Origin of the sequence: Bradyrhizobium sp. S3.3.6, assembly GCF_040546905.1 — a bacterium.
In the GTDB taxonomy this organism is placed as follows: Bacteria; Pseudomonadota; Alphaproteobacteria; order Rhizobiales; family Xanthobacteraceae; genus Bradyrhizobium; species Bradyrhizobium cytisi.
Genome location: NZ_JBEPOT010000001.1, coordinates 777,932 through 801,339, shown reverse-complemented (window position 1 = coordinate 801,339; position 23,408 = coordinate 777,932). Strand labels below are relative to the sequence as shown.

The 23,408-nt window shown below is 63.8% G+C and carries 20 protein-coding genes; 9 read left to right on the top strand and 11 right to left on the bottom strand.

The genetic code is table 11. The annotated features are described in order from the left end of the window. The first annotated feature begins 41 nt into the window (after positions 1-41). The 5 genes from ABID59_RS03880 (at position 42) to ABID59_RS03860 (ending at position 4,357) form a co-directional block, all read left to right on the top strand. Positions 42-953, top strand: coding sequence for an amino acid ABC transporter substrate-binding protein (locus ABID59_RS03880; RefSeq protein ID WP_148753226.1), 912 nt, complete (start codon positions 42-44; stop codon positions 951-953). 253 nt (positions 954-1,206) lie between these two features. Continuing rightward, positions 1,207-1,938 (top strand): amino acid ABC transporter permease, encoded by a 732-nt coding sequence (locus tag ABID59_RS03875; protein WP_148753227.1) that lies wholly within the window; start codon positions 1,207-1,209, stop codon positions 1,936-1,938. Positions 1,939-1,942: 4 nt separating this feature from the next. Continuing rightward, positions 1,943-2,635 carry an amino acid ABC transporter permease gene (locus tag ABID59_RS03870; RefSeq protein ID WP_354082484.1) on the top strand — a complete coding sequence of 231 codons (693 nt, stop codon included), beginning with the start codon at positions 1,943-1,945 and terminating at the stop codon, positions 2,633-2,635. Between the two features lie 12 nt (positions 2,636-2,647). Further along, the gene (locus ABID59_RS03865) at positions 2,648-3,379 is read left to right on the top strand and encodes an amino acid ABC transporter ATP-binding protein (protein WP_354082483.1); all 732 of its coding nucleotides are present in this window, start codon (positions 2,648-2,650) and stop codon (positions 3,377-3,379) included. A 117-nt stretch (positions 3,380-3,496) separates the two neighbouring features. Continuing rightward, entirely contained in the window at positions 3,497-4,357 is an 861-nt protein-coding gene (locus ABID59_RS03860) for a D-amino-acid transaminase (protein WP_354082482.1), read from the top strand. Positions 4,358-4,500: 143 nt separating this feature from the next. On the opposite strand, the gene ABID59_RS03855 is transcribed toward ABID59_RS03860, so the two are convergent. Genes ABID59_RS03855 through ABID59_RS03845 form a run of 3 tightly spaced genes read right to left on the bottom strand, consistent with a single transcriptional unit; the run spans position 4,501 to position 7,819 of the window. Then, positions 4,501-4,962 (bottom strand): carboxymuconolactone decarboxylase family protein, encoded by a 462-nt coding sequence (locus ABID59_RS03855; RefSeq protein WP_148753231.1) that lies wholly within the window; start codon positions 4,960-4,962, stop codon positions 4,501-4,503. Positions 4,963-4,987: 25 nt separating this feature from the next. Further along, positions 4,988-6,607, bottom strand: a complete 1,620-nt coding sequence (locus tag ABID59_RS03850; protein WP_354082481.1) for an MDR family MFS transporter — start codon at positions 6,605-6,607, stop codon at positions 4,988-4,990. Between the two features lie 60 nt (positions 6,608-6,667). Beyond that, positions 6,668-7,819 carry an HlyD family secretion protein gene (locus ABID59_RS03845; RefSeq protein WP_148753233.1) on the bottom strand — a complete coding sequence of 384 codons (1,152 nt, stop codon included), beginning with the start codon at positions 7,817-7,819 and terminating at the stop codon, positions 6,668-6,670. A 140-nt stretch (positions 7,820-7,959) separates the two neighbouring features. Here ABID59_RS03845 and ABID59_RS03840 point away from each other — a divergent pair, with 140 nt between their 5' ends. After that, the gene (locus ABID59_RS03840; RefSeq protein ID WP_148753234.1) at positions 7,960-8,871 is read left to right on the top strand and encodes a LysR family transcriptional regulator; all 912 of its coding nucleotides are present in this window, start codon (positions 7,960-7,962) and stop codon (positions 8,869-8,871) included. A 168-nt stretch (positions 8,872-9,039) separates the two neighbouring features. Here ABID59_RS03840 and iaaH read toward each other — a convergent pair whose 3' ends face one another. Together iaaH and ABID59_RS03830 are read right to left on the bottom strand one after the other, a co-directional pair. Further along, entirely contained in the window at positions 9,040-10,464 is a 1,425-nt protein-coding gene (gene iaaH, locus ABID59_RS03835; protein ID WP_148753236.1) for an indoleacetamide hydrolase, read from the bottom strand. Positions 10,465-10,540: 76 nt separating this feature from the next. Further along, a complete protein-coding gene (locus ABID59_RS03830) occupies positions 10,541-13,990 on the bottom strand; it encodes an indolepyruvate ferredoxin oxidoreductase family protein (RefSeq protein WP_354082480.1) in 3,450 nt (1,149 codons plus the stop codon). 154 nt (positions 13,991-14,144) lie between these two features. On the opposite strand from ABID59_RS03830, the gene ABID59_RS03825 reads away from it, so the two are divergent. After that, complete coding sequence (locus ABID59_RS03825; RefSeq protein ID WP_148753238.1) at positions 14,145-14,600, top strand: Lrp/AsnC family transcriptional regulator; 456 nt, start codon at positions 14,145-14,147, stop codon at positions 14,598-14,600. A 9-nt stretch (positions 14,601-14,609) separates the two neighbouring features. Here ABID59_RS03825 and ABID59_RS03820 read toward each other — a convergent pair whose 3' ends face one another. From ABID59_RS03820 to ABID59_RS03810, 3 genes are all read right to left on the bottom strand, one after another. Then, entirely contained in the window at positions 14,610-15,449 is an 840-nt protein-coding gene (locus tag ABID59_RS03820) for a DUF8737 domain-containing protein (RefSeq protein ID WP_354082479.1), read from the bottom strand. Between the two features lie 89 nt (positions 15,450-15,538). Next, a complete protein-coding gene (locus tag ABID59_RS03815; RefSeq protein WP_354082478.1) occupies positions 15,539-16,069 on the bottom strand; it encodes a DUF8737 domain-containing protein in 531 nt (176 codons plus the stop codon). 40 nt (positions 16,070-16,109) lie between these two features. Next, positions 16,110-16,508 (bottom strand): hypothetical protein, encoded by a 399-nt coding sequence (locus ABID59_RS03810; protein WP_246230054.1) that lies wholly within the window; start codon positions 16,506-16,508, stop codon positions 16,110-16,112. 130 nt (positions 16,509-16,638) lie between these two features. On the opposite strand from ABID59_RS03810, the gene ABID59_RS03805 reads away from it, so the two are divergent. After that, positions 16,639-17,559: a LysR family transcriptional regulator gene (locus ABID59_RS03805; protein ID WP_354082477.1), complete on the top strand. Its 921-nt coding sequence runs from the start codon at positions 16,639-16,641 to the stop codon at positions 17,557-17,559. Here ABID59_RS03805 and ABID59_RS03800 read toward each other — a convergent pair. Then, positions 17,542-17,703, bottom strand: coding sequence for an Rv2993c-like domain-containing protein (locus tag ABID59_RS03800; RefSeq protein WP_354032904.1), 162 nt, complete (start codon positions 17,701-17,703; stop codon positions 17,542-17,544). The two genes, ABID59_RS03805 and ABID59_RS03800, sit on opposite strands and share 18 nt — an antisense overlap. Positions 17,704-17,718: 15 nt before the next feature. Continuing rightward, positions 17,719-19,086, bottom strand: a complete 1,368-nt coding sequence (locus tag ABID59_RS03795; RefSeq protein WP_354082476.1) for an LLM class flavin-dependent oxidoreductase — start codon at positions 19,084-19,086, stop codon at positions 17,719-17,721. A gap of 367 nt (positions 19,087-19,453) precedes the next feature. Between ABID59_RS03795 and ABID59_RS03790 the strand changes: the two genes are divergently transcribed. Continuing rightward, positions 19,454-23,020, top strand: coding sequence for a bifunctional diguanylate cyclase/phosphodiesterase (locus tag ABID59_RS03790; RefSeq protein WP_354082475.1), 3,567 nt, complete (start codon positions 19,454-19,456; stop codon positions 23,018-23,020). Here the strand turns inward: ABID59_RS03790 and ABID59_RS03785 are convergent. Continuing rightward, positions 22,994-23,335, bottom strand: a complete 342-nt coding sequence (locus tag ABID59_RS03785; RefSeq protein WP_148753243.1) for a hypothetical protein — start codon at positions 23,333-23,335, stop codon at positions 22,994-22,996. The genes ABID59_RS03790 and ABID59_RS03785 overlap by 27 nt on opposite strands. Positions 23,336-23,408: the final 73 nt, after the last annotated feature.

The following is a 23,408-nucleotide window of genomic DNA, read 5'->3' as shown; positions in this document are numbered from 1 at the left end:
GTGCTTGCATCCGGCCGCATCATCCTGAAAGGGGAGAAAAAGTGAAACATTTCCGTTACATCGGCCTTGCGCTCGCTGCGACCTTCGTCGTCAGCCAGGCCGGCGCCGAAGAGCTGACCGGCACGCTGAAGAACATCAAGGACACCGGCGCCATCACGCTCGGCTTCCGCGATTCCTCGATCCCGTTCTCCTATCTCGACGACAATCAGAAGCCCGTCGGGTTCGCGATGGACATCTGCTACAAGATCGTCGATGCCGTGAAGAAGGAGCTCAAGCTCGACAAGCTCGAGGTGAAGCTCAATCCGGTGACGTCGGCGACCCGTATCCCGCTGATGGCCAACGGCACCATCGACCTCGAATGCGGCTCCACCACCAACAATGCCGAGCGTCAGAAGCAGGTCGCCTTCACCAACACCCATTATCTGACCGCCAGCCGCTACGTCTTCAAGAAGTCGAGCGGGCTGAAGTCGATCGACGATCTCAAGGGCAAGACGGTGGTCTCCACCGCCGGCACCACCAACATCAAGCAGCTCACCGAGGCCAATGTCGCGAAGGGACTGGGTGCCAATATCATCCCGGCCAAGGACCATGCCGAGGCCTTCCTGATGGTCGAAACCGACCGCGCGGTCGCCTTCGTGATGGACGACGTTCTGCTCGCGAGCCTCGTTGCCGGCTCGAAGTCGCCGGATGACTACGTCATCTCCAAGGATGCGTTCTCCAAGCCGGAGCCCTACGGCATCATGCTGCGCAAGGACGATGCGCCGTTCAAGAAGGTGGTCGATGCGGCGACCGCTGCGGTCTACACCTCCGGCGAGGCCCAGAAGATCTACGACAAGTGGTTCACCGCCAAGATCCCGCCGAAGGGCCTCAACCTCAACACGCCGATCTCGGCCGAGCTGAAGAACGAATTTGCCAAGCCTTCGGACTCACCGAACCCGGACGACTATAAGTAGGATGCTATTTGCCTCTCCCCGCTTGCGGGGAGAGGCCGGATTCAAGCGCAGCTTGAATTCCGGGTGAGGGGGACTCTCCACGAGTCCGACTATCACCTCCCTCGCGGAGAGCCCCCCTCACCCTAACCCTCTCCCAGCAAGCGGGGAGAGGGAATTCCACAGGAGAGTGGCCGGACATTTGCATGCACGGCCAAGACCTATTTTCGAGACCTACTCAAGACGCCTGTGATTGGCGCGTTCGCGCGGGGGACACGTGAACTACCACTGGAACTGGGGAATTTTCTTCGAGCCGAACCCGATGGGGACCGGCACCTATCTCGACATGCTGCTGTCGGGACTGGTGCTGACCCTGAAGACGGCGGTGCTCGCCTGGATCATCGCGCTGGTCTTCGGCTCGATCGTCGGCGTCATGCGGACGCTGCCGTCCAAGGCCGCCGGCTGGTTCGGCTTCTGCTGGGTCGAGTTCTTTCGCAACATGCCGCTGCTGGTGCAGCTGTTCCTGTGGTACTTCGTGCTGCCGGAATTGCTGCCGAAGTCGACCGGCACCTGGCTGAAGCAACTGCCGAACGCGCCGTTCTGGACGGCGGCCATCGGCATCGGATTTTTCATGTCAGCCCGCGTCGCGATACAATTGCAGGCCGGCATCGGCTCGCTGCCGCGCGGTCAAAAGATGGCGGCAACGGCGCTCGGTCTCACGACCTTTCAGGGCTATCGATATATCCTGCTGCCGATGGCATTCCGCATCATCCTGCCGCCGCTGACCTCCGAGTTCCTCAACACCATCAAGAACACGGCGGTCGCCATCACCATCGGTCTGCTCGAGCTGACCGGCCAGGCGCGCTCAATGCAGGAGTTCTCTTTTCAGGTGTTCGAGGCCTTTACCGCTGCAACGCTCCTCTACCTCCTCGTCAACGCCGTCGTCGTGACCGCGATGCGCTTCCTCGAGCGCTGGGTCGCGATCCCCGGCTACATCACGGGGAAATAGCGCCATGTTCAGCAATTTCGATTTCGGGGTTATCATCCGCGCGTTGCCCTATCTGTTCTATGAGGGCATGACGTTCACGCTGATGCTGACGGGGCTCGCGGCACTTGGCGGCCTCGTCTTCGGCACCGCGATCGCCCTGATGCGGCTGTCCGGGTACAAGACGCTCGGCCGCATCGCCGGCGTCTATGTCGACTTCATGCGCTCGCTGCCGCTGGTGCTGGTGATCTTCTGGTTCTATTTCCTGGTACCCTATATCGGGCAGTGGCTGACCGGCGCCTCGCGGCCGATCAGCGTCGGTGCGTTCGCCTCCTCACTGATCACCTTCATCATGTTCGAGGCGGCGTACTTCTCCGAGATCATGCGCGCCGGCATCCAGTCGATCTCGCGGGGACAGCCGGCCGCGGCCAATGCGCTCGGCCTGACCTATGCGCAGACCATGCGCTACGTCGTGCTGCCGCAGGCGTTCCGCAACATGCTGCCGGTGCTGATCACGCAGACCATCGTGCTGTTCCAGGACACCTCGCTGGTCTACGTGCTGTCGATCACCGATTTCCTCGGTGCGGCCAGCAAGGTCGCGCAGCGCGACGGCCGTCTGGTCGAGATGTACCTGTTTGCCGCCGTCGTCTACTTCACCGTTTCCTGTATCGCATCCTTTGGCGTGCGCCGCCTCCAGGCGCGCATCGCCATCATCCGCTAGAGCAAGTCGGTCATGATTGAAATCAGCCACGTCAACAAATGGTACAGCCCGACCTTCCAGGTGCTGACCGACTGCACCACCAGTGTCACCAAGGGCGAGGTCGTGGTGGTCTGCGGACCCTCCGGCTCCGGCAAGTCGACGCTGATCAAATGCGTCAACGCGCTGGAGCCGTTCCAGGAAGGCGACATCAGCGTCGACGGCACCAAGGTCAACGACCCCAAGACCAACCTGCCGAAGCTGCGCTCGCGCGTCGGCATGGTGTTCCAGCATTTCGAGCTGTTCCCGCATCTGAAGATCATCGACAATCTCTGCCTCGCCCAGCAGAAGGTGCTGGGGCGGTCGTCCGACAAGGCTGTGACGAAGGGCATGCAGCTCCTGGACCGCGTCGGCCTGAAGGAGCAGGCGCAGAAATTTCCGGCGCAGCTGTCAGGCGGTCAGCAGCAGCGTGTCGCGATCGCGCGCGCGCTCGCGATGGATCCCATCGTGATGCTGTTCGATGAGCCAACCTCGGCGCTCGACCCTGAAATGGTCAGCGAGGTGCTCGACGTCATGGTCGACCTCGCCCGCGAAGGCATGACCATGATGGTGGTGACCCACGAAATGGGCTTTGCCCGCAAGGTCGCCAACCGCGTGATCTTCATGGACCGCGGCGAGATCGTCGAGGACGCCCCGAAGGACGACTTCTTCGGCAAGCCCCGCAGCGACCGCGCACAGAAGTTCTTGTCGAAGATTTTGTCGCATTAGCCACTGTCATTCCGGAGCGCTACGCGCGCCCCGGGATGACGAAGAGCGGGGTTTATCGCGCTCACCAAATCCCCTATACCGGTCGATAAATCCCCCTTTCCCGCCAGGAGACCAGCCTTGGATTCGACCGCCTACGTCAACGGCTCATTCGTCCCGCTCTCGGACGCGAAGATCTCGGTGCTCGACCGCGGCTTCCTGTTTGCCGACGGCATCTACGAGGTCTCGGCCGTGCTCGACGGCAAGCTGGTCGACAACGCCTCGCATCTGGCGCGGCTGGAGCGCTCGGTCGGCGAGATCAGCTTGAGGCTGCCGGAGACGGTCGAGCGCATCACCGAGATCCAGAAGGAGCTGATCGCCCGCAACAAGGTCGTGAACGGCCTAGTCTATCTCCAGGTCACCCGCGGCGCCGACAAGGGCCGCGACTTCGCTTTCCCCAAGGGCGACGTCAAGTCGAGCCTGGTGTTGTTCACCTCCGAAAAGGACATCATCAACGCAGCTTCCGCCAAGACCGGCATCAACGTGATCACGGTGCCCGATATTCGCTGGGAGCGGCGCGACATCAAGAGCGTGGCGCTGCTGGCGCAGGTGCTGGCGAAGCAGGCGGCGGCCGAAGCCGGCGCCGGCGAGGCCTGGATGCTGGAAGACGGTTATGTCACCGAAGGCGGCTCATCGTCAGCGTTCATTCTCACCAAGGATGACGTCATCGTCACCCGCAAAAACTCCAACGCGATCCTGCCGGGCTGCACCCGCAAGGCCGTGGTCGCGCTCGCCGAAGAGCGTCAGCTCCGGGTCGAGGAGCGTTCCTTCACCGTCGAAGAGGCGCTGGCCGCGAAGGAAGCCTTTGCGACGTCGGCCTCGCTGTTCGTCCAGCCGGTGGTGGCGATCGACGGCAAGAAGGTCGGCGACGGCAAGCCCGGCCCGCTTGCCGCGCGGCTTCGCGAGATCTATGTGGAGTTCGCCAAGGCGACGGCGGTCTGAGCCACACCCACCGCCGTCGTCGCCCGCGAAGGCGGGCGATCCAGTACGCCGCGGCGGTTGTTATAGACTTCGCTGTCTCTGGAATACTGGATGCCCCGCCTTCGCGGGGCATGACAGTTGCCCGCGAGGGCGCGTCGCACCCCCTACGCCACCGATGCCTTCACCTTCACCGGATGAACCGCGCGGAACGCGATCGCGATCCTGTTCCAGGCATTGATGGCGCCGATCAGCATGGTCAGGTTCACCGTCTCTGCGTCGGAGAACTGCGCGCGGACCTCGGCGTAGACGTCGTCGGGCGCGCGCGTTTCCGCGATCAGCGTCACCGACTCGGTCCAGGCCAGCGCGGCGCGCTCGCGGTCGGTATAGAGCGGGGATTCGCGCCAGGCGTTGAGCAGATAGATGCGCTGCTCGGTCTCGCCGCGCTTGCGGGCATCCTCGGTGTGCATGTTGATGCAGAAGGCGCAGCCGTTGATCTGCGAGGCGCGGATCTTGACGAGCTCGATCAGCGATTTCTCCAGACCCGTCGACTGAATCTGCTCTTCCAGCGCCATCAGCGCCTTCATCGTGTCGGGGGCGGCCTGGTAGAAATTCATGCGGGGCTTCATGGTCGTTCTCCTTTGCTGGGTTGATTCAGTGAGTTCCGCCGGCCGAGGCCTGGCCGGGCTTCTTCAGGAAGAATACGGCGATCAGGGCCACGATCAGCGCCATGCCGAGCAGGTAGAAGGTGTCGCTAAAGGCAAAGATGTAAGCCTGCTTCTGAACGGTATGGCCGATCGCGACATAGGCGCGATGCGCTGCGTCGGCACGGTCGAGCACGCCGTGGTTGATGAAATACTGCGTGAGCTGTTCCAGCCGCATGCGGGTGGCCTGCTCGAACACCGAAACCGACTGCATCAGCACGTTGGAGTGATACTGCTCGCGCTTGGTCAGCACGGTCTGGAGCAGCGCTATGCCGACGGCGCCGCCGAGATTGCGCATCATGTTGAACAGGCCGGAGGCCGATCCCGCGTTCTCCGGCTCGATGCCGGCGGTTGCCACGGCCGACAGCGGCGCCATCACCAGCGCCTGGCCGATGGCGCGTACGACGTTGGGCCACAACAGCTGGTCGGCGGCGTAGTCGTTGGTCATATAGATGTTCATGAAGTTTGAGCCTGCGAACAGCACGAAGCCGACGCCGATGATGATCCGCGCGTCGAACTTCTGCATCAGGCGCGGAACCAGTGGGATCAGCACGAGCTGCGGCAATCCGGTCCAGGCCAGCACTGCGCCGATCTGCTCGGCATTGTAGCCCTGGATGCGCGACAGATATTGCGGCAGGATGAACACCGAACCGTAGAGCGCGACGCCGAGCAGGAAATTGGCGAGCATGCCGAAGCCAAAATTGCGGCGGACCAGCAGGCGCAGGTTCAACAGCGGCTTCTTGACCGTGAGCTCGATGATCAGGAACGCGCCTAGCGCCACGACTGCGATGACGGACAGCTTGACGATGAAGGGCGAGCCGAACCAGTCGTCCTTGTTACCTTCCTCCAGCACGGTCTGGAGCGCGGACAGGCCGATCGCCATGGTGATGATGCCGGCCCAGTCGCCGTCCGCGAGCAACGACAGCTTCATGGGCCTGGCGTCGAGTGCGTACCAGAGCATGCCGACCATGATCGCGCCGGGCGCGAGGTTGACGTAGAAAATGTACTGCCAGCCGAAATTCTCGGTGAGATAGCCGCCGATAGTCGGGCCGATCGCCGGCGCAAACGTCGCTGACAGCGCGAACAACGCAAGACCCACCGGTTGCTTGGCACGCGGCAGCAGCGTGATGATCAGCGTGAAAGCCATCGGGATCAGCACGCCGCCGGTAAAGCCTTGCACGGCGCGCAGCACGATCATCTGCGGCAGGTCCTGCGCCAGCGCGCAGGCTGCGGAGAGAATCAGGAACAGGATCGCGTTGGTGAGCAGATAGATCCGGATCGAGAACACCTGCGCGAGCCAGCCGGACAGCGGGATCACCACGATCTCGGCGATCAGGTAGGAGGTCGAGATCCAGCCGCCGTCGTCGATGCCGGCGCCGATCGCGCCCTGGATGTCGGCGAGCGAGGCGTTGACGATCTGGATGTTCAGCACTGCCATGAAGGCGCCGAGCGTGGCACCGACCACCGCGATCCAGGTTTTGGCAGAGACGGCCGGCGTTGCGGGAGCTGCAGCCGGAGCTGGGAGATTGGCGGCGGAAGCGGCGTTGAGGGTCGGTTGAAGCGTGCTCATGGAAGCCTCTCTCGGTTACAGAGACAGGATGCATTAGGCGGATGGTTTGGATAATCAGCGTCAGCCGCCGTTCGGTCGCGTCGCGTTGTCGGCGACGCTCCTGATCGTCTCGCGTTCGGCCACCACGGTTGCCTTGGTGTCGACGGTCGGCACCGCCGACATGCCGGGCCGCAACAGGCCCGCGAGGCTGTGATCGTCGAGCACGATCTTCACCGGCACGCGCTGCACGATCTTGGTGAAGTTACCCGTTGCATTGTCGGGAGGCAGCAGCGCGAATTCAAGTCCGCTGGCCGGCGAAAGGCTGTCGACATGACCGTGCAGCGTGCGATTGCGAAAACTGTCGACACGCAGCTCGACCGGCTGGCCGGCGCGCACATGCGTGAGCTGGGTCTCCTTGAAATTCGCGACCACATAGACCGCATCAAGCGGCACCACCGCCATCAATTGCGTGCCGGCCTGCACGTACTGGCCGACTCGCAAGCTGCGGGCGCCGACCGTGCCGTCAACCGGCGCGGTGATCTCGGTGTAGGACAGGTTCAGCTCGGCCTGGTCCGCGACCGCGCGAGCGTGATCGAGCTGCGCGGTGGCCTGCGCGCGCTGGGTGGTCAGCACGTCGATCTTGCGCTGCGCGGCGACCAGGCCCGACTTGGCGTGCTGCAATTGCGCGTTGCTGGCGCGGAGCGCCGCATCGGTCTGCTGTGCGCGCTGGATCGTGCCTGAGCCCGACTTCATGAGGTCGTCGTAGCGGGCGCGCTCTTCCTGCGCGAATTTCAGATTGGCGTCGGCAGCCGTGACGTCGGCGGTGCTCTGCTCGATGATCGGCTGTTGCAGCTGGAGCTGGGCATCGAGGTTGCGAACCGAGGCTTCGGCTGCGGCGACGTCGGCGCGGGACTGGCCGAGCGCGGCCTTGAAGTCGCGGTCGTCGATCCTGGCCAGCACCTGGCCCGCTCTCACCTTTTCATTGTCGCCGACCAGCACCTGGGCGATGTAGCCCGACACCTTCGGGGCGATGATGGTGGAATCGGCCTTCACATAGGCGTCATCGGTCGATTCCAGGTAGCGGCCGGTCGTCAGGTAATCGTAGCCAAAATCGCCGGCCACAGCGACGCCAAGGGCCAGCGCCAGCCCGAGCGCCGCGCGCTTGATCGCCTGCCGGGACGGCTTCAGGCTGATTTTATCAGTAGTTTCAGCAGTATAAGCCGCGTTCGACATGACATCCTCCGGATTCCCCAGACGTCCCGTTCCGAAGGGGCGCTGTTGTCTGGGCAGAAGATGCGCTGTTCCGGCGCTTGTGATAATCCGCCAAAAAGCAAAATGATTGTCCACTCATACTGCATAATCCGAGGCGCCCCATGGACCGGCTGACTAGCCTGACCGCTTTCGTCCGGGTCGTTGATACCGGCGGGTTCTCCGCCGCCGCCCGCAAGCTCAATATGTCCACGACGATGGTCAGCAACCACATCCAGGCGCTCGAGGAGCGGCTCGGCGCGCGCCTGCTCAATCGCACCACCCGCAAAGTCAGCGTCACGGAAATCGGCAAGGCCTATTACGACCGCTGCGTCCAGATTCTGTCCGACATCGAGCAGGCCGACGACATCGCCGGCGCGTTGCAGTCGGTGCCGCGGGGCACGCTGCGGATTCATTCCGCTACGCACATGGTGCCTTTCGTGGCGGGCGTGGTGGCAAAGCTGCTGTCGACCTATCCGGACGTGAAGGTCGATCTGCGCATGGGCGAAGCCAATGTCGACCTCATCGAGGAGGGATATGACGTTGCGCTGCGCATGACCCCGCCGCCGGATTCAAGCCTGATCGTCCGCAGCCTCGCCACCTGGCGTCACGTGCTGTGCTGCTCGCACGATTATCTCGAAAAGCACGGCCGGCTGCAGCAACTCGCCGAGCTCACCGGCCACAATTGCGGCCGTCACCTCAACTATCCCTTCGGCGACGAGTGGCGCTTCTTCGATCGCAGGGGTGCGCCGGCATCGGTGCGCATCTCGGGTAGCCTTGTCACCAACAGCGGTGAAGCGCTGCGACGGATGGTGATCGAGGGCGCCGGCATCGGCCTGCTCGCAGGATTCCTGGTGAGCGACGATCTCGATGCCGGCCGACTGGTGCGCCTGCTGCCGGAATACCGGCCGGTCGAGATGTCGATGAACGCGGTTTATCCGCATCGCCATCACCTGTCGGCCAAGGTCAGGACCTTCATTGACATGCTCGTGCATCACAGCGCCGAGCAGCAGAAGCTGATCAATCCGTATTCTTAGCTGGCGCGGTGGGCAAAGGCGCCCTTGCGCCGTGCCCACCACCTTTCGTCATTGCGAGCGAAGCGAAGCAATCCAGAATCTTTCCGCAGTAAGACTCTGGATTGCTTCGTCGCAAGCGCTCCTCGCAATGACGAGGGTCTTTGGTCTAGGCAAGAAGCTACGATCGCGTCAACGCGGCGCGGGAAGCCGCCCAAACACGGCATCGAGCGCGATGCCGATGGCGAGCAGCCGTTTGTCGCTGCCCGCGGGGCCGTCGAGCTCCAGTCCGATCGGCAGTTTGCTGGTCTCGCCAAGCGCAATCGGAATCTGGATCCCGGGAATGCCGGCATTGCTGCCGGGATCGGTGTTTTGGATGAACAGGCCGAAATTCTCGAGACTGCTGGATTCCGGATTCGAAGCGATCGCAACCCTGGGTGTGGTCGGGAACGCGATCGCATCGATCCCATTGCTTGCAAAGGTCTGCTGGTAGAGCGCCTGAAGCGCCGGCCTCGCGACATTGATGGCTTCGACGTAAAGCGGCTTTGCATCGACAAGGCTGCCGTCGGGCGCCGGCAATTTGCGCGGCAGCACCAACCCTTCATAGGTGCCCTTGACGTCGGGGCTCGCGATCCTCGCGACCATGGCCTCGATGGTCACGCCTGTGCCGGTGCGGTTGAGATAGGCAACCATGTCGTCATAGGCCTCGTAGAGCGCGACCGGAAATCCGACCCGGCCGTTGAGCTGGGTCAGCTCAGGCATCTCGATGTCGACCACGGTCACGCCTTGCGCTTTCAATCGGGCGAGCGCGGCCTGAAAGGCGGTTTCAGTATCCCCGTCGAGGTTCGCCAGCATGCTCTTCACGAGGCCGATACGGACCCGCCGCAGATCGGCCGGCCGAACGATATCACCGCCCGCGATAACGCTGTCTAGCAGCGCAACGTCTGCCATCGTCGCCGCCATCGGCCCTGCGGTATCGCGGGTATGCGAGATCGGCGCGATGCCGGCTTGCGGATAGCGTCCGACGGTCGGCCGCAGCGAGGCGCAGCCATTCAGTGCGCCGGGGACGCGCACCGATCCGCCGGTGTCGGTGCCGAGGCCGCCTGCAACGATCCGGGCGCCGATCGCGGCGCCCGTTCCGGACGAAGAACCACCGGCAATCAAGGCACGATCATAGGCGTTACGCACGCCGAACTCCGCGCCGGTCTTGAATGCGGTGTTGTAGCCGGAGATACCGAACGCAAGCTCGTGCATGCTGGTTTTGCCGATGATGACCGCGCCGGCGGCTCGCAACTTTGCGACCACGGGTGCATCGGCCTTCGGAACGTAATCCTTCAGCGCAGGCGTGCCGGCGCTACAGGGCAGTCCTGCGACCTCGATATTGTCCTTGATCACGATGGGGACGCCGCCGAGCGGCCTGCTCCCGGCGCCCGCACCTTGCGTATCGAACGCGACGGCAGCCTTCAGGGCGCCTTCTTCGTCCAGGGTGACGAAGGCGTTGAGGTCGGCATTGGCCTTGGCGCGGGCGAGCGCCTCGGAGGTGAGCGCGTGGCTCGTGCTTTTTCCGGCGGCGAGCTCGGCCACGGCCTGGATCAGGGTCAACTGGTCGAAATCCATGATGCGTCACCTGATTACAGGGGCGCCAACAGGGCACCCACTTAGGCCTGGAGGCTGAAGCCTTGCCGGAGCCACGTCAACCGTAAGCGTGCATCTTTGGCGACGCTGAATTTGCCAAATCCGTGAGCAGCGTTTCGGTCTCGGATCGCACCTTGTGGATCGCGGCATCTTTCACCGGGCCGTAGCCGCGGATCTCCATCGGGGCCTTCGCGATGGTGATGAGATCGGGGAGATGCGCCGCGTCGAGCCCGTCGAGCATCCGTTCGATCAAGCCTTCATACCAGACGATCAGCTCCCGCTCGGCGCGCCGTTCTGCCGTGTAGCCGAATGGATCGAACCGCGTCCCGCGCAATCCCTTCAGCCGCGCCAGCATGGCGAGCGGCGCCTGGATCCATTGACCGAAGGCGCGCTTGCGCGGGCGGCCGCGCGCGTCGCGGTCGGACGGCAGGAGGGGCGGCGCGAGATGATACTGGACGCTGAAGCCATCCTCGAACTCGCGCTTCAATTCGTCGAGAAAGCTGGTCTGCATATGCAGGCGCGCGACCTCGTATTCGTCCTTGTAGGCCATCAGCTTGAAGAGTGCGCGGGCGACGGCCTCGGTCAGGGCCTCGCTGTTCAGCGCGGCTTCGGCAGCACGAACTTTTGCGACGCGTGCACGATAGCGCGCCGCATAAGCCCCATCCTGATAGGCGGTGAGGAATTCGGCCCGGCGAGCAATGAGCTGGTCGAGCGTCTCTGCTTTTGGCGTCTCGTTCGCCTCCGGCAATAGGCCCGGATCAGCAGCGGCGATCCTGCCCCAGGCAAAAGCTTGCTTGTTGCGTTCGACCGCGACGCCATTGAGCTCGATCGCGCGCAGCAGCGCCGAGAGAGAAACCGGCACCAGTCCACGCTGCCAGGCAAAGCCCAGCATGATGATATTGGCATAGACGGCGTCTCCGAGCAGCCGCTCGGCCAGGGCATTGACGTTGATGCTGTCGAGATTGTCGTTGCCGATGACACGGCCGATCGCGCTCAGGCGGGCAGGGGAAGCGAGATCGGCGTCGCGGAAGCGGACGACGTCGCCGGTCGGCATCTCCGCGGTGTTGATGGTCGCGCGCGTGCCGCGGCGATAGGTGCCGGACGCCTTCGGCGAGGAGCTGACGACGAGGTCGCAACCGATCAGCGCATCGGCCGCGCCCTGGTCGATGCGGACCTGGTGCAGCACCTCGGGACTCGAGGCGAGGCGGATGTAGCTCAGCACCGGGCCGAACTTCTGCGCAAAGCCGGTAAAATCCAGCACCGAGACACCACGGCGTTCGAGATGCGCGGCCATCCCGATCAGCGCGCCGATCGTGATCACGCCGGTGCCGCCGACGCCGGTCACGAGCAGATCGTAGGGACGGTCGAGCGTGGCGGGGGCGGGGAGGGGGAGCGTGGCTGCGCGACCGATTGCATCGAACTGGGTCGCGCTCTTCTTCCGGCGCGTCGCGCCTTCGACGGTGACAAAGCTCGGGCAAAAGCCGTTGAGGCAGGAGAAATCCTTGTTGCACGCCGACAGATTGATCTGGCGCTTGCGGCCGAAGGGCGTCTCCTTCGGCTCGACGCTGAGGCAGTTGGACTCGACCGAGCAGTCGCCGCAGCCCTCGCAGACGAGATCGTTGATGTAGGCAAAGCGCTTGGGATCGGCCATCTGTCCGCGCTTGCGCCGGCGCCGCTTCTCGGTTGCGCAGGTTTGCTGGTAGATCAGCACCGAAACGCCGGAGATTTCGCGCAGCTCGCGCTGCACGGCGTCCATCTCCTCGCGCGGGTGAATCGTGACGCCGCCAGGCAGATCCGCGGGCGAGAACTGCGCGGGATCGTCCGACACCACCGCGATGCGGGCCACGCCTTCGGCGCGGACGCTGTGCGCGATGGCATGCACGCTGATGGGACCGTCGACCGGCTGGCCGCCGGTCATGGCCACCGCATCGTTGAACAGGATCTTGTAGGTGATGTTGGCCTTGGCGGCGATCGCCTGCCGGATCGCCATCGAGCCGGAGTGATAATAAGTGCCTTCGCCGAGATTCTGGAAGACGTGCTTGTGGCCGGTGAAGCGAGACGAGGCGGCCCAGTTCACGCCTTCGCCGCCCATCTGGATCAGCGAGGAGGTCTCGCGGTCCATCCAGCTCGCCATGAAATGGCAGCCGATGCCGGCCAGCGCCTTCGATCCCTCGGGCACCTTTGTCGAGGTGTTGTGCGGGCACCCGGAGCAGAAATAGGGCGTACGCGTCGCGCCTGCGACGTTGATCGTGCGCTCGGCTTCCGGCAGCAGTGCGGCTGCACGCGCCGCAAGATTGAGGCCCGGAAAAATCGGATCGAGCCGGCGGGCGAGCACGGACGCCAAGGCGCGCGGCGACAATTCGCCGATCCAGGAGATCAGCCGCGCGCCGGTTTCGTCGTGCTTGCCGACCATGCGCTCGGGTTTTGCGCCGGGATAGTCGTAAAAATATTCCTTGAACTGGCTCTCGATGATGCCGCGCTTCTCCTCGACCACGAGGATCTCGCGCTTGCCCTTCACGAAATCCATGGCGTCGTGCAGTGCCAGCGGCCAGACCATGCCGACCTTGTAGATGTCGATGCCGATGCTGCGGCAGGCGGCTTCATCGAGGCCCATCAGCCGCAGGGCTTCCATCAGATCGAGATGCGCCTTGCCTGTGGTGACGATGCCGTAGGTGGCGTTTGGAATGTCGTAGATATGTCGATCGATCGGATTGGCTTTGGCGAAGGCGTAGACCGCGTGCTTTTTCGCTTCCAGCCGCTCCTCGATCTGCGGGCCCGGCAGATCGGGCCAGCGATAGTGCAGTCCGCCTGGTGGTGGCGTGAAGTCGGGCGTGCGGAACATGCGCGGTGGGCGCAGCGCGACGGATGCGCCTGACTCGACGATCTCCGAGATCGCCTTGAAGCCGACCCACATGCCGGAGAAGCGGCTCAGCGCGTAGCCATATTCGCCGAACTCCAGATATTCGCTGACGCTTGCGGGATGCAGCGTCGGCATGAACCAGCTCATGAAGGCGACGTCGGACTGGTGCGGCATCGAGGATGACACGCAGCCATGGTCGTCGCCGGCAACCACCAGCACGCCGCCATGCGGCGACGAGCCGTAGGCATTGCCGTGCTTGAGCGCATCGCCGGAGCGATCGACGCCGGGGCCCTTGCCGTACCAGAGCCCGAACACGCCATCGACTTCGCGGTCGGCTTGGGTTTCGACCTGCTGCGAGCCGAGCACCGCGGTTGCCGCGAGGTCCTCGTTCACGGCGGGGAGGAATTCGATGTGGTCGCGCTTGAGGCGCTCCTGGATGCGCCACAGCTCGAGATCGATGCCGCCGAGCGGTGAGCCGCGATAGCCGGAGATGAAGCCGGCGGTATTGAGCCCCGCGGCGCGGTCGCGCCTGATCTGGTCGAGCGCGATGCGGACGATGGCTTGCGTGCCCGTGAGGAAGGCGCGGCCGTCCTCGCGCTCGTAGCGGTCTGAGAGCTCGTAACTGTCGAGTGACGGAATGGCGTCCATGGCGGGCCTCGCGCGGCATCCTGCCGAATAGGCCAAGGTTAGGCTTGGGGCGTTGGTAGGTCTTACCTATTCATCCCCGCGGTGGGCGTTAATTCGGTAGAATTTTGCAATGAAAGCGAGAATCTGGTAGATTTAATCGTTTTTTGAGGTACCGATGATCGAAGATCAGGACACGCGGATTCTCGCCCACCTCCAGAAGGACGGCCGCGCCACCAACCAGCAGCTCGCTGACGAGGTCGGCATGTCAACCTCGGCCTGCTGGCGCCGGGTGCGTGCACTCGAGGACAGCGGAGTTATTCGTGGCTATGCGGCACTGGTTGCGCGCGAGCAGGCAGGGTTCGCAATGTCCGCCATCCTCCACGTCTCGCTGGAGCGGCACGACGCTAAATTCGTCGACGAGTTCGTGTCCCGCGTCACCGGCCGCCGTGAGGTGCTGGAGTGTTTTGCGACGACGGGCGACGCCGACTATCATCTGCGCGTCGTCGTGCAGGACATGGCGGCCTACAACCGCTTCCTCGATGAGTTCATGTTCCGCATTCCCGGCATCCGCTATGTCCGCAGCAATGTGGTGCTGAAGGAGATCAAGACCAGCGTGGCGCTTCCGTTTTGAGACCGCGGCTTACACCGTCTCCGCCCGGCTGCGCCGGATCAGTTGGCGCAGCGACAGCGCGTGCAACAGGATCGAGCTTGGCACGACGAAGGCGGGGGTCAGCACGTTCGGAAAGGTGTCCAGGGCCATGCTCGGGCCGTATGGAACGATCAGCTGGAACGGGCCGGGCGACATGATCATTCCCAGGGTGATCGCGACGGCGAGATCTGCGAGGCCGAAGATGTTCCAAAGGATAGCCCCTTTCCGCCCCGCAGCCGTTCCAGCTGCGAGCGCAAGGGCCGCCGGCACGGCGAAGAGACCGGTCAGCACATCGCCAATTCCTGCCGGGAGCGCCCATAGGCCTGGCTGCATCCCACTCAGCCAGTAGACGAGCCATTGGGTGCCAAAAATGCGGTAAACCTGAAGGGCAATGAGCCAGGTCGGCGGCATCGCATCAAGCAGCTGCCCCACTCGTTTTGACCACAGCAGCACCGGAGCACCGAAGATCACCGGCAGCAGGATCGCCACTGGCAGCAGCGGCAAGGGAGAGGTGCCCGTGCGAAATGCGCCGTTGATGGCTGCCGTCCAGGCGACGGCAGCCCAGAGCGTGAAAGGCACCATGAAGACCAGCCAGGTCGCTTGGCGTTGCCTTGCTGTCAAGTTGGTGCCTTCGAGGCCGAGCCACAAGCCAATCGCTATGAGCCCATGAGCCATCAGCCGAACGCCCAGCGCAGGAAAGCCGCTCTCCGCAAGTGCGGGTAGCGAGTAGATCAACCAGGTCCACAGCATCGCGAATGAAACGGTCCATATCAGGCTGAGCCGGACGGGACGCGGGACGATCACAGCAACGGAAACAGCATCGGTGTTCATTGGCATTCCTTCGGGAGAGGAGATCCCGGTCGCGGACAGACGCAAGGCATCTCGGACGGCATGTCGCGGATTGCGATCCGCTCGCGGTGTCACGCTGTCTGTTCTTCCGGTCCGGACCTCAACAGAATCATGAAGACCAGAACGTGGCTGACCAGCAGCAGAGGCACATAAAGGGCCGGGATATAAATGCCGGCGCCGAAGAGGCCGGGATTCTGGATCTTCGTCGCGCCCATGTAGTACGCATTCAGAAGATCCAGCGTGCCCCAGACGTTGAATATCCAGACCATCGGAACGGCGATGGACCATCGCCAGGAGAGCGCCGCCATTGAAACAAGCGCGAGAGTGGCGGCGATGAGGTCTCCCCATCCGACTTCGCTGGCGAAATCCGGGCTCAACTCCGAAGACACGAACCCGGCAACCAGGAAGTTCATCCCCAAGAACCTGAACGCATGGAAAGCCGCGAGAAGTCTCAAGGCGTCATGACGCGGCATCGTGCGGACCACCGGCCAAACATAGGTGATGGCCACCACCGAGCTTGCCAGGAAGGCGCCGGCGACGCTGAGGACGAACGGAAGGTTGAAGCTCGGTGGCACGTTCGGGTGTCCTTGATTGTCCGACATGTCGGGTGGGGTTCGAATCCGGTTCTGCGCCGGCGGGTGCTCAGGGTTTGGTCATGAGGAGGCGGAGTGGCATGAGCGGACCGACCGCGATGTATTCGTGGTCGATGAGATCCTGCTTGGCGAGCGGCAGGCCATCCATGATCGCGTGCCCTTCGGCGACATCCTTGACATCCAGCAGGAAGACGGTTCCGCGCCCATCGGACCGCGAATACCATTCGCGAACTTTTCCGTTGAGATAGAGCTGCACGGTCTGCCTGATTTCATCGGGCATGACGGCCATGACCTGTTCGCGTGTGACGCCGGCCTTGACGGTCAGGATGACCATGACCCCGGAGGTCGGCGGCGTGGCTTGTGCTTGGGCAAGGGATGGATCGGCCATGGAAATAGCGCCTGTCAGTGTGAGGGTGAGTGCCAGGATGACGTTGCGGATTGCCTTCATCGGTTTTCTCCGATCACGGCGGTCGCCGCGATGTCGCAGGTGTCGGGCGCACGCCGCAGTGCGGCTCATTTGCAATTCGGATGTAAGCCCGCTTCCCGCGCGCGACTATTCGCGATAATGTTGACGGGCTATGAAGCAGAACTTCACAGTCAGGCACGGTGCGCTCGACGGGGTGGAGGCGTTTCTGAGTGTCGCCCAGCACCGCAGTTTCCGCCGGGCGGCCGCTGAACTCGGGGTAACGCCATCGGCCATCAGTCAGGCGATACGAGCGCTCGAGGCGCGCGTCGGCGCAGCGCTGTTCATCCGCACGACCCGCAGCGTCGGGCTGACCGAAGCCGGCGAGAGATTCCTTGCGCGCGCAAGACCGGCCTTCGAGGAACTGATCGCGGCAAGCGGGGCGGCCCGTGAGCTCGGACAGCGGCCGGCCGGTCTCCTGCGTCTCACCGTACCGCGCTCGGTCGTGCCGATCCTGCTCGAGCCGGTGGTCGCGTCGTTCTGCCGGGCGTTTCCCGAGATTGAGGTGGAGCTTGCCGCAAGCGAAGAGCTGGTCGACCTCGCAGCCGGAGGTTTTGATGCCGGCATCAGGATGGGGCAGTTCATCACACCTGACATGGTTGCGGTGCGGCTGACGAAGCCGCTACCCCTCATCATCGTCGGCAGCCCGGTTTACCTTGCCCACCGCGGCCGGCCCGAGCGCCCGGACGATCTGCGCGAGCACGCCTGCTTGAGACTGCGACGATCGAACGGAGCGCTCGCATCATGGTCGCTCAACGACAACGGCCGTTCGATCGAGATTGCCGTTTCGGGACCTTTTATCGCCTATGACTTTCCCACGATGCTCGGGGCCGCCGTCGAAGGTGTGGGTCTTGCGCAAGTGCCCGCACCACTGGCCGCCGGCGCCATGGCGGCCGGAAAGCTCGTCCATGTGCTCGAGCAATTCGCGCCGATGACACCGGGTGTGTTCCTGTACTATCCCGGCCACCGACAAATCATGCCGAAGCTGCGGGCCTTTATCGACCATGTGAAGGGCCGCTCAGGCGCCATAAGCTGATCTACCGCTCCTCCCGCACAAACCGATTGCGCAGCGTGCCAATGCCGAGCGTGTGCGCGACGTCCACTGCCATTCACTGAGCGGATCGCCTTCGATCAGACCCCAGGAGGTTTTGCCGGAGGCGGTGAATTTCACCCAGCGCATGTCTTGTCCTCGTTGTTATTCCGCGGCGTCGCGCGGCTGTACTTTCCAGGCGCCGGCGGCCGGCCGCTTCAGCCCGAGATTTTCCCGCAGTGTCTTGCCGCGATATTCCTTCTGGAACAGCCCGCGCCGCTGCAATTCCGGCACGACATGTTGCACGTAGTCCGCGTAAGAGCCCGGCACATAGGTCGCGGCGATGACAAAGCCGTCGCAGCCGCGCTCGACGAACATCTCTTCGAGCTTGTCCGCGATCTCCCTGGGGCCGCCGACCATGGCATCGTGCACTTGGCCGCGGCCGGAGAAGGTGACGAAGTCGTGCGCGCTCGGATTGCTCTTGCCGGAATTCTTCAGCACGCCGTCGCGGATGCCCAGGATGCCCTGCATGCTCTTCAAGTCGTCCGTCGTCAAAGGTTCGTCGAGATCCTTGGAGGCGAAGTCGTAATTGAGCGCTTCGGCGAGCAGCGACAGCGCGTCGATCTCCAGCGGCAGCTTGTTGATCAGCGCCATCTTGTCCTCGGCTTCCGCCTTGGTCGCGGCGCAGACCGGCGTCGTCAGATTGCAAAGTCGCATCTGGTCGGGATCGCGGCCGGCTTTCGCGGCCTCGTTGCGCACGGCGACATAGCCTTCCTTGGCGCCGGCGAGATTGCGCGCGGCGGTGAAAATTACCTCGCCCCAACGGCCGGCAAAGCGCTGGCCGCGGCCGGATGCGCCGGCCTGGATGATGACGGGATGGCCCTGGTCCGAGCGCGGCACGGTGAACGGCCCGCGCGATTTGTAGGCTGGCCCCTTGTGATCGAGCCGCTTCACCTTGCTCGGATCGGCGAAGCGGCCGCTCGTTTTGTCCATGATGAGCGCGCCGTCCTCCCATGTGTCCCAATGGCCGAGCACGACCTCCATGAATTCGTCGGCCTTGTCGTAGCGGGAATCGTGTTCGGGATGGGAGTCGCGCCCCATGTTGAGCGCCTCGCCGTCGTTCAGCGACGTCACGACGTTCCAGCCTGCGCGCCCGCCCGACATCAGATCGAGCGTCGCGAAGCGGCGGGCGACGTCGAAGGGCTCGTAGTATGTGGTCGAGCAGGTCGCGCCCAGCCCGAGCTTGTCGGTGACGAGGCCCATCGTGGTCAGCACGATCAGCGGATCCATCTTCACGCAACGGATGCCGTATTCGACGGTGTGGGCGTGGTCGTTACCGTAGCGGTCCGGCATCGCCAGCCGATCGTCGAAGAACGCCATGTGGAATTTGCCGGCTTCGAGGATTCTGGCGATCTCTTGGTAATAATCCGCCGACATCGAATCGGAACGCGAGTCCGGATGTCGCCACGAGCTCGGCAGGTTCGTGCAGTTCTGCGCCTGAAGGAAGCCGACCAGGACCATCTGCCGATTCATGCTGCTGTTCTCCGGATTGGGTCAGGCGAGATCAAGGACGGTGTCGAGCCTGTATTCGCATGGCGTTCCCTCGGTCATCACCCTTGGGTGGGCGGTTGTTGGGAGCCATCGTTTCAAAGCCCCACGCCGATATCAATCTCCCGTAAACCAATACTGGGCTGCAAATTCGTTAAGAGAACGCGCCTTTCGTCGAACGACTATGCGTCCTTGCGTGCCGCGCGGCGGGATTCTCGACAGTTTCTGGTCTGCCGTTCGCAGCTCGTTCACTTTGATCGGCGGTTTCCCGTGCGCAATAACGACCACTTAGCCGATCCCCGTTCATAAAGCACCCGGGAGAAATCGGCAGAAATGCCCGGGAGTTAAGATCGTGCAGACGACCCTCGCGCGCACCTTTGCAGCGTTGAGTGCCATCAACGAAGCGATCCTCTACGCGAAATCGCCGGACGAGCTGCACCAGAAGGTCTGCGACGCCGGGTTCGCGAGTGGAGACTTCATGGCTGTTGCCGTGTTCCTAGTGGAGCCGGATGGCCAACGCTTGCGCTTTGCGGCCGGCTGCGGCGACGACGTGGCGCGGCTGCGCGCAATCGAGATCACCACGGAAGCCGGCACCCCCGAAGGCATGGGCGTCGGTGGCGAAGCGTTTCGCAGCCAGAAGCTCTGCATCAGCAACGACTATCTGAATGACCCGCGCTCGCTGGCGTGGCGCGAGGGGGCGGCCAAGGCGCATATCGGCGCGGCCGCGGCCCTGCCGCTGCTGTGCAACGGCAAGAGCGTCGGCGTCCTGTTCGTGACCCGCAGCGAGGCCGGCTCGCTGACCGAGCAAATGGTGTCGCTGTTCGAGCGCATGTCGGCCAACATTTCCTATGCGCTGGAGAATTTCACGCGCGAGACCGCGCGGCAGACCAGCGAGCGGGCGACACGACGTCTCAACCGAATGTTCGGCGCGCTCAGCGCGACCAACGAAGCCATTCTGCGTGCGAAAAACGAGCAAGAGCTGTACCAGCTTGTGTGCGATGCCTCCGTGCACGGCGGCAAGTCGCTGGTGACATTCGTCTTGCTGAAGGAGCGGGGCTCGCATTGGCTCAAGCCTGTCGCCGGTACCGGTGAGAACGTGGAGATCGTCGCCCAGACGAGCTATTCGGTCGATCCCGAGAACCCCTATGGCCGTGGTATTTCCGGCGAGGTGTTTCGGACCCAGAAGCCCATCGTCGAGCGCGATCTCGCGCGTCGCACCAGGGGTACGCCGTGGGAGCAGGCCAACGTCAACACCGGCGTCGCCGCCTGTGTCGCGGCCCCCCTGATCAAGCACGGCCAAAGCATTGGTGTGATCCTGGCCTTCGTCAGCCGGTCCTGGGCCAAGGACGAGGAAATCGTCGGGCTGATGCTGCGCATCGCCGAGAACGTCTGCTTTGCCATCGACAATTTCGACCGCGAGGCTGAGAAGGCACGGATCGCCGAGGAAGAGGAGCGCCTGGCGCGCATGTATGCGGCGCTGAGCGCGACCAATGAGGCGATCCTGCGCGCACACTCGCGGGCCGAGCTGTTCGACCTCGTTTGCGAAGCAACGGCGAAGGGCGCGAAGTTCACGTCCGCCGCCATCGCGCTGGTCGATCATCAAGCCGAGCTGCTCCGCGTTACCGCCTGCTACGGGCCAAACGCGGATACGGTCCGCAACTTCAAATTCTCCACCTCCGACCAGGTGCCCGAAGGGCGCGGGTTGACCGGAACGGCCTTCCGCACGCGCCAGCCCTGCATCAGCAACGACGTGCTGTCCGACCACCGGATCACGCCTTGGGTAGCCAACGCCCGCAGCAACGGTATCGGATCCTCCGCGGCGCTGCCGCTGCTGAACGGCGATCGTGTCGAAGGCGTATTTCTCTTCAACTCGCCGGAGTGCGGCACGTTCACGCCGGAATTCGTCGAGCTGCTGCAACGGCTCCAGGCCAATGTCGCCTTCGCGCTCGACAATTTCGATCGAGCCGAGGAGCGGTCGCGGACCGAGGAGCAGAAGGAGCGCCTGACGCGCATGTTCGCGGCCCTGAGCGCCACCAACGAAGCGATCGTGCGCGCCAAGTCACGCACCGAGCTGTTTGAGCTCGTGTGTCAGGCCGCGTCCACCGGCGGCAAGTTCACCTCGACGACCATTGCGCTCGCCAAGGCCGACAGCGACCAGCTCGAGATCGTCGCGGCCGCGGGGCCGTCGGCCGAGACCACGCGGAACGTTCGTCTCTCCATCGATGCCGACCGGCCCGAAGGCCGCGGCATGAGCGGCACCGCGTTCCGCACCCGGCTGCCCTGTGTCAGCAACGACTATGTCAATGACAGCCGTGTGAGCGCCTTCCATGGCGTGCTGCAGGGCGATGGCGCGCGCTCCGGCGCGGCGTTCCCGCTGATCACGCACGACAAGCCGGTCGGCGTCATGATCTACATGTCGACCGAGCAGGATACCTTCACCTCCGAATTCGTCGAGCTGTTGCAGCGTCTCGCCGACAACGTCTCCTTTGCGATCGAGAATTTCGATCGTGCCGACGAGAAGAACGAGGCGGACGAGCGCATCGAATATCTGGCGTCGCATGATAGTCTGACCGATCTGCCGAACCGCGAGACCTTCAACGGGCTGCTGCGCGAGGCGATCGACGCGGCGCAACGCCACGATCACCGCTTCGCGGTGCTGTTCATCGATCTCGACCGCTTCAAGGTCATCAACGATTCGCTGGGCCATGAGGCTGGCGATTTGCTCCTGCTCGAGGTGGCGAACCGCTTGCGCGGCGCGCTGCGGGAAAGCGACGTGGTGGCTCGCCTCGGCGGCGACGAGTTCGTGGTGATCCTCGACCAGTGCGGCGAGATCGACGACGTCCAGCGCATCGCCACCGGGCTGTTGACGGCGCTCGCCGAGCCCATGGAGCTCGCCGGCCATGAGTGCCACACCACCGCCTCGATCGGCATCGCGATGTATCCGGCCAACGGCGCCGACGCGCAGACGCTGACCAAGAACGCCGACATGGCGATGTATCTCGCCAAGGAAGACGGCAAGAACGGCTATCGCTTCTTCTCCAAGGAAGTGAAGACGCAGTCGATCGAACGGCTGTCGCTCGAAAGCGCGCTGCGCCGGGCGCTGGAGCGCGAGCAGTTCTCGCTGAATTATCAGCCCAAGGTCGACATGGAGACCGGACAGATCACCGGCGTGGAAGCGCTGTTGCGCTGGAGCCATCCCGATCTCGGCAATATCTCGCCGGCGCAGTTCATTCCGCTTGCGGAAGAGACCGGTCTGATCGTGCCGATCGGCCGCTGGGTGGTGAAGGAGGCCTGCGCGCAGGCGATGGCCTGGCAGCGCCGCGGCCTGCTGCCGGTGTCGATGGCGGTCAATCTGTCACCGCGGCAGTTCGTCGACGAGCATCTGTTGCAGGACGTCGACGAGGCGCTGGCGGCCTCCGGCATGTCGCCGGTGCTGCTCCAGCTCGAGGTCACCGAGAGCATGATGATGCGCAACGTCGGACGCGCGCTGAAGGTGCTCGACGCCATCCAGAGCCGCGGCATCCGGCTTGCCATCGACGATTTCGGCACCGGCTATTCGTCGATGTCGCTGATGAAGCATTTTCCGATCGACACCATCAAGATCGACCGCTCCTTCGTGCGCGACCTGCCGCAGGATTCGGAAGACCAGGCGATCGCGCAGGCGATCATCAGCATGGGCAAGGCGCTCGGCATGACAGTGGTTGCCGAGGGCGTCGAGAACGCCGAGCAGGAGGCCTTCCTGCGGACCCATGGCTGCGACGAGATGCAGGGTTTTCTGATCTCCAAGCCGGTGCCGGCGCGGCAGATGGCCGAGCTGCTGCGGCCGATGGAGGCGCTCGTCGCGCCGCCGCTCCAACCGGAGGCGGATCCGACTGCAGACGAATCCGCGGCACTACGGCTGAAACGCGCTGTCGTCTGACGGCTGCGGGTGCAGCTCGCGGATGTCCGCTTCCTTCACTTTCGCTTTGCGCGGAAAATTATCCGGCCAGGACGGCGAGGTTTGCTCGGCGAACAGCTCGAAAATGGCATGTGCGCCTTCGGCGAAGCTCGAGCCGTCGCCGAGGCCCAGCTCGCAACACCACGCGTGTCGCATCGGCTCGTGCGCGTCGAGCACGGCCATCGCGGGTCCCCACCACCAGGCCGGTGCCGGCGAGCGTTCGTCCTCCGGCACGGCGTGCCAGAGGACGAGCTCGCCCATCACGCGCTCGAATTGCAGGCTTGCGGCCTGATGCATTCGTGCTCCTTGGACCGCGCCAGATAGCGGGCCGATGCGCGGACTCGATTGTCGCCTTCGCTGTGAAAAATCG

Coding starts and splice junctions, on each gene's coding strand:
- ABID59_RS03870 (WP_354082484.1), top strand. CDS start 1,943: ATGTTCAGCAATTTCGATTTCGGGGTTATCATCCGCGCGTTGCCCTAT.
- ABID59_RS03865 (WP_354082483.1), top strand. CDS start 2,648: ATGATTGAAATCAGCCACGTCAACAAATGGTACAGCCCGACCTTCCAG.
- ABID59_RS03855 (WP_148753231.1), bottom strand. CDS start 4,962: ATGAAGCCCCGCATGAATTTCTACCAGGCCGCCCCCGACACGATGAAG.
- ABID59_RS03850 (WP_354082481.1), bottom strand. CDS start 6,607: ATGAGCACGCTTCAACCGACCCTCAACGCCGCTTCCGCCGCCAATCTC.
- ABID59_RS03845 (WP_148753233.1), bottom strand. CDS start 7,819: ATGTCGAACGCGGCTTATACTGCTGAAACTACTGATAAAATCAGCCTG.
- ABID59_RS03840 (WP_148753234.1), top strand. CDS start 7,960: ATGGACCGGCTGACTAGCCTGACCGCTTTCGTCCGGGTCGTTGATACC.
- iaaH (WP_148753236.1), bottom strand. CDS start 10,464: ATGGATTTCGACCAGTTGACCCTGATCCAGGCCGTGGCCGAGCTCGCC.
- ABID59_RS03830 (WP_354082480.1), bottom strand. CDS start 13,990: ATGGACGCCATTCCGTCACTCGACAGTTACGAGCTCTCAGACCGCTAC.
- ABID59_RS03825 (WP_148753238.1), top strand. CDS start 14,145: ATGATCGAAGATCAGGACACGCGGATTCTCGCCCACCTCCAGAAGGAC.
- ABID59_RS03820 (WP_354082479.1), bottom strand. CDS start 15,449: ATGAACACCGATGCTGTTTCCGTTGCTGTGATCGTCCCGCGTCCCGTC.
- ABID59_RS03815 (WP_354082478.1), bottom strand. CDS start 16,069: ATGTCGGACAATCAAGGACACCCGAACGTGCCACCGAGCTTCAACCTT.
- ABID59_RS03810 (WP_246230054.1), bottom strand. CDS start 16,508: ATGAAGGCAATCCGCAACGTCATCCTGGCACTCACCCTCACACTGACA.
- ABID59_RS03805 (WP_354082477.1), top strand. CDS start 16,639: ATGAAGCAGAACTTCACAGTCAGGCACGGTGCGCTCGACGGGGTGGAG.
- ABID59_RS03800 (WP_354032904.1), bottom strand. CDS start 17,703: ATGCGCTGGGTGAAATTCACCGCCTCCGGCAAAACCTCCTGGGGTCTG.
- ABID59_RS03795 (WP_354082476.1), bottom strand. CDS start 19,086: ATGAATCGGCAGATGGTCCTGGTCGGCTTCCTTCAGGCGCAGAACTGC.
- ABID59_RS03785 (WP_148753243.1), bottom strand. CDS start 23,335: ATGCATCAGGCCGCAAGCCTGCAATTCGAGCGCGTGATGGGCGAGCTC.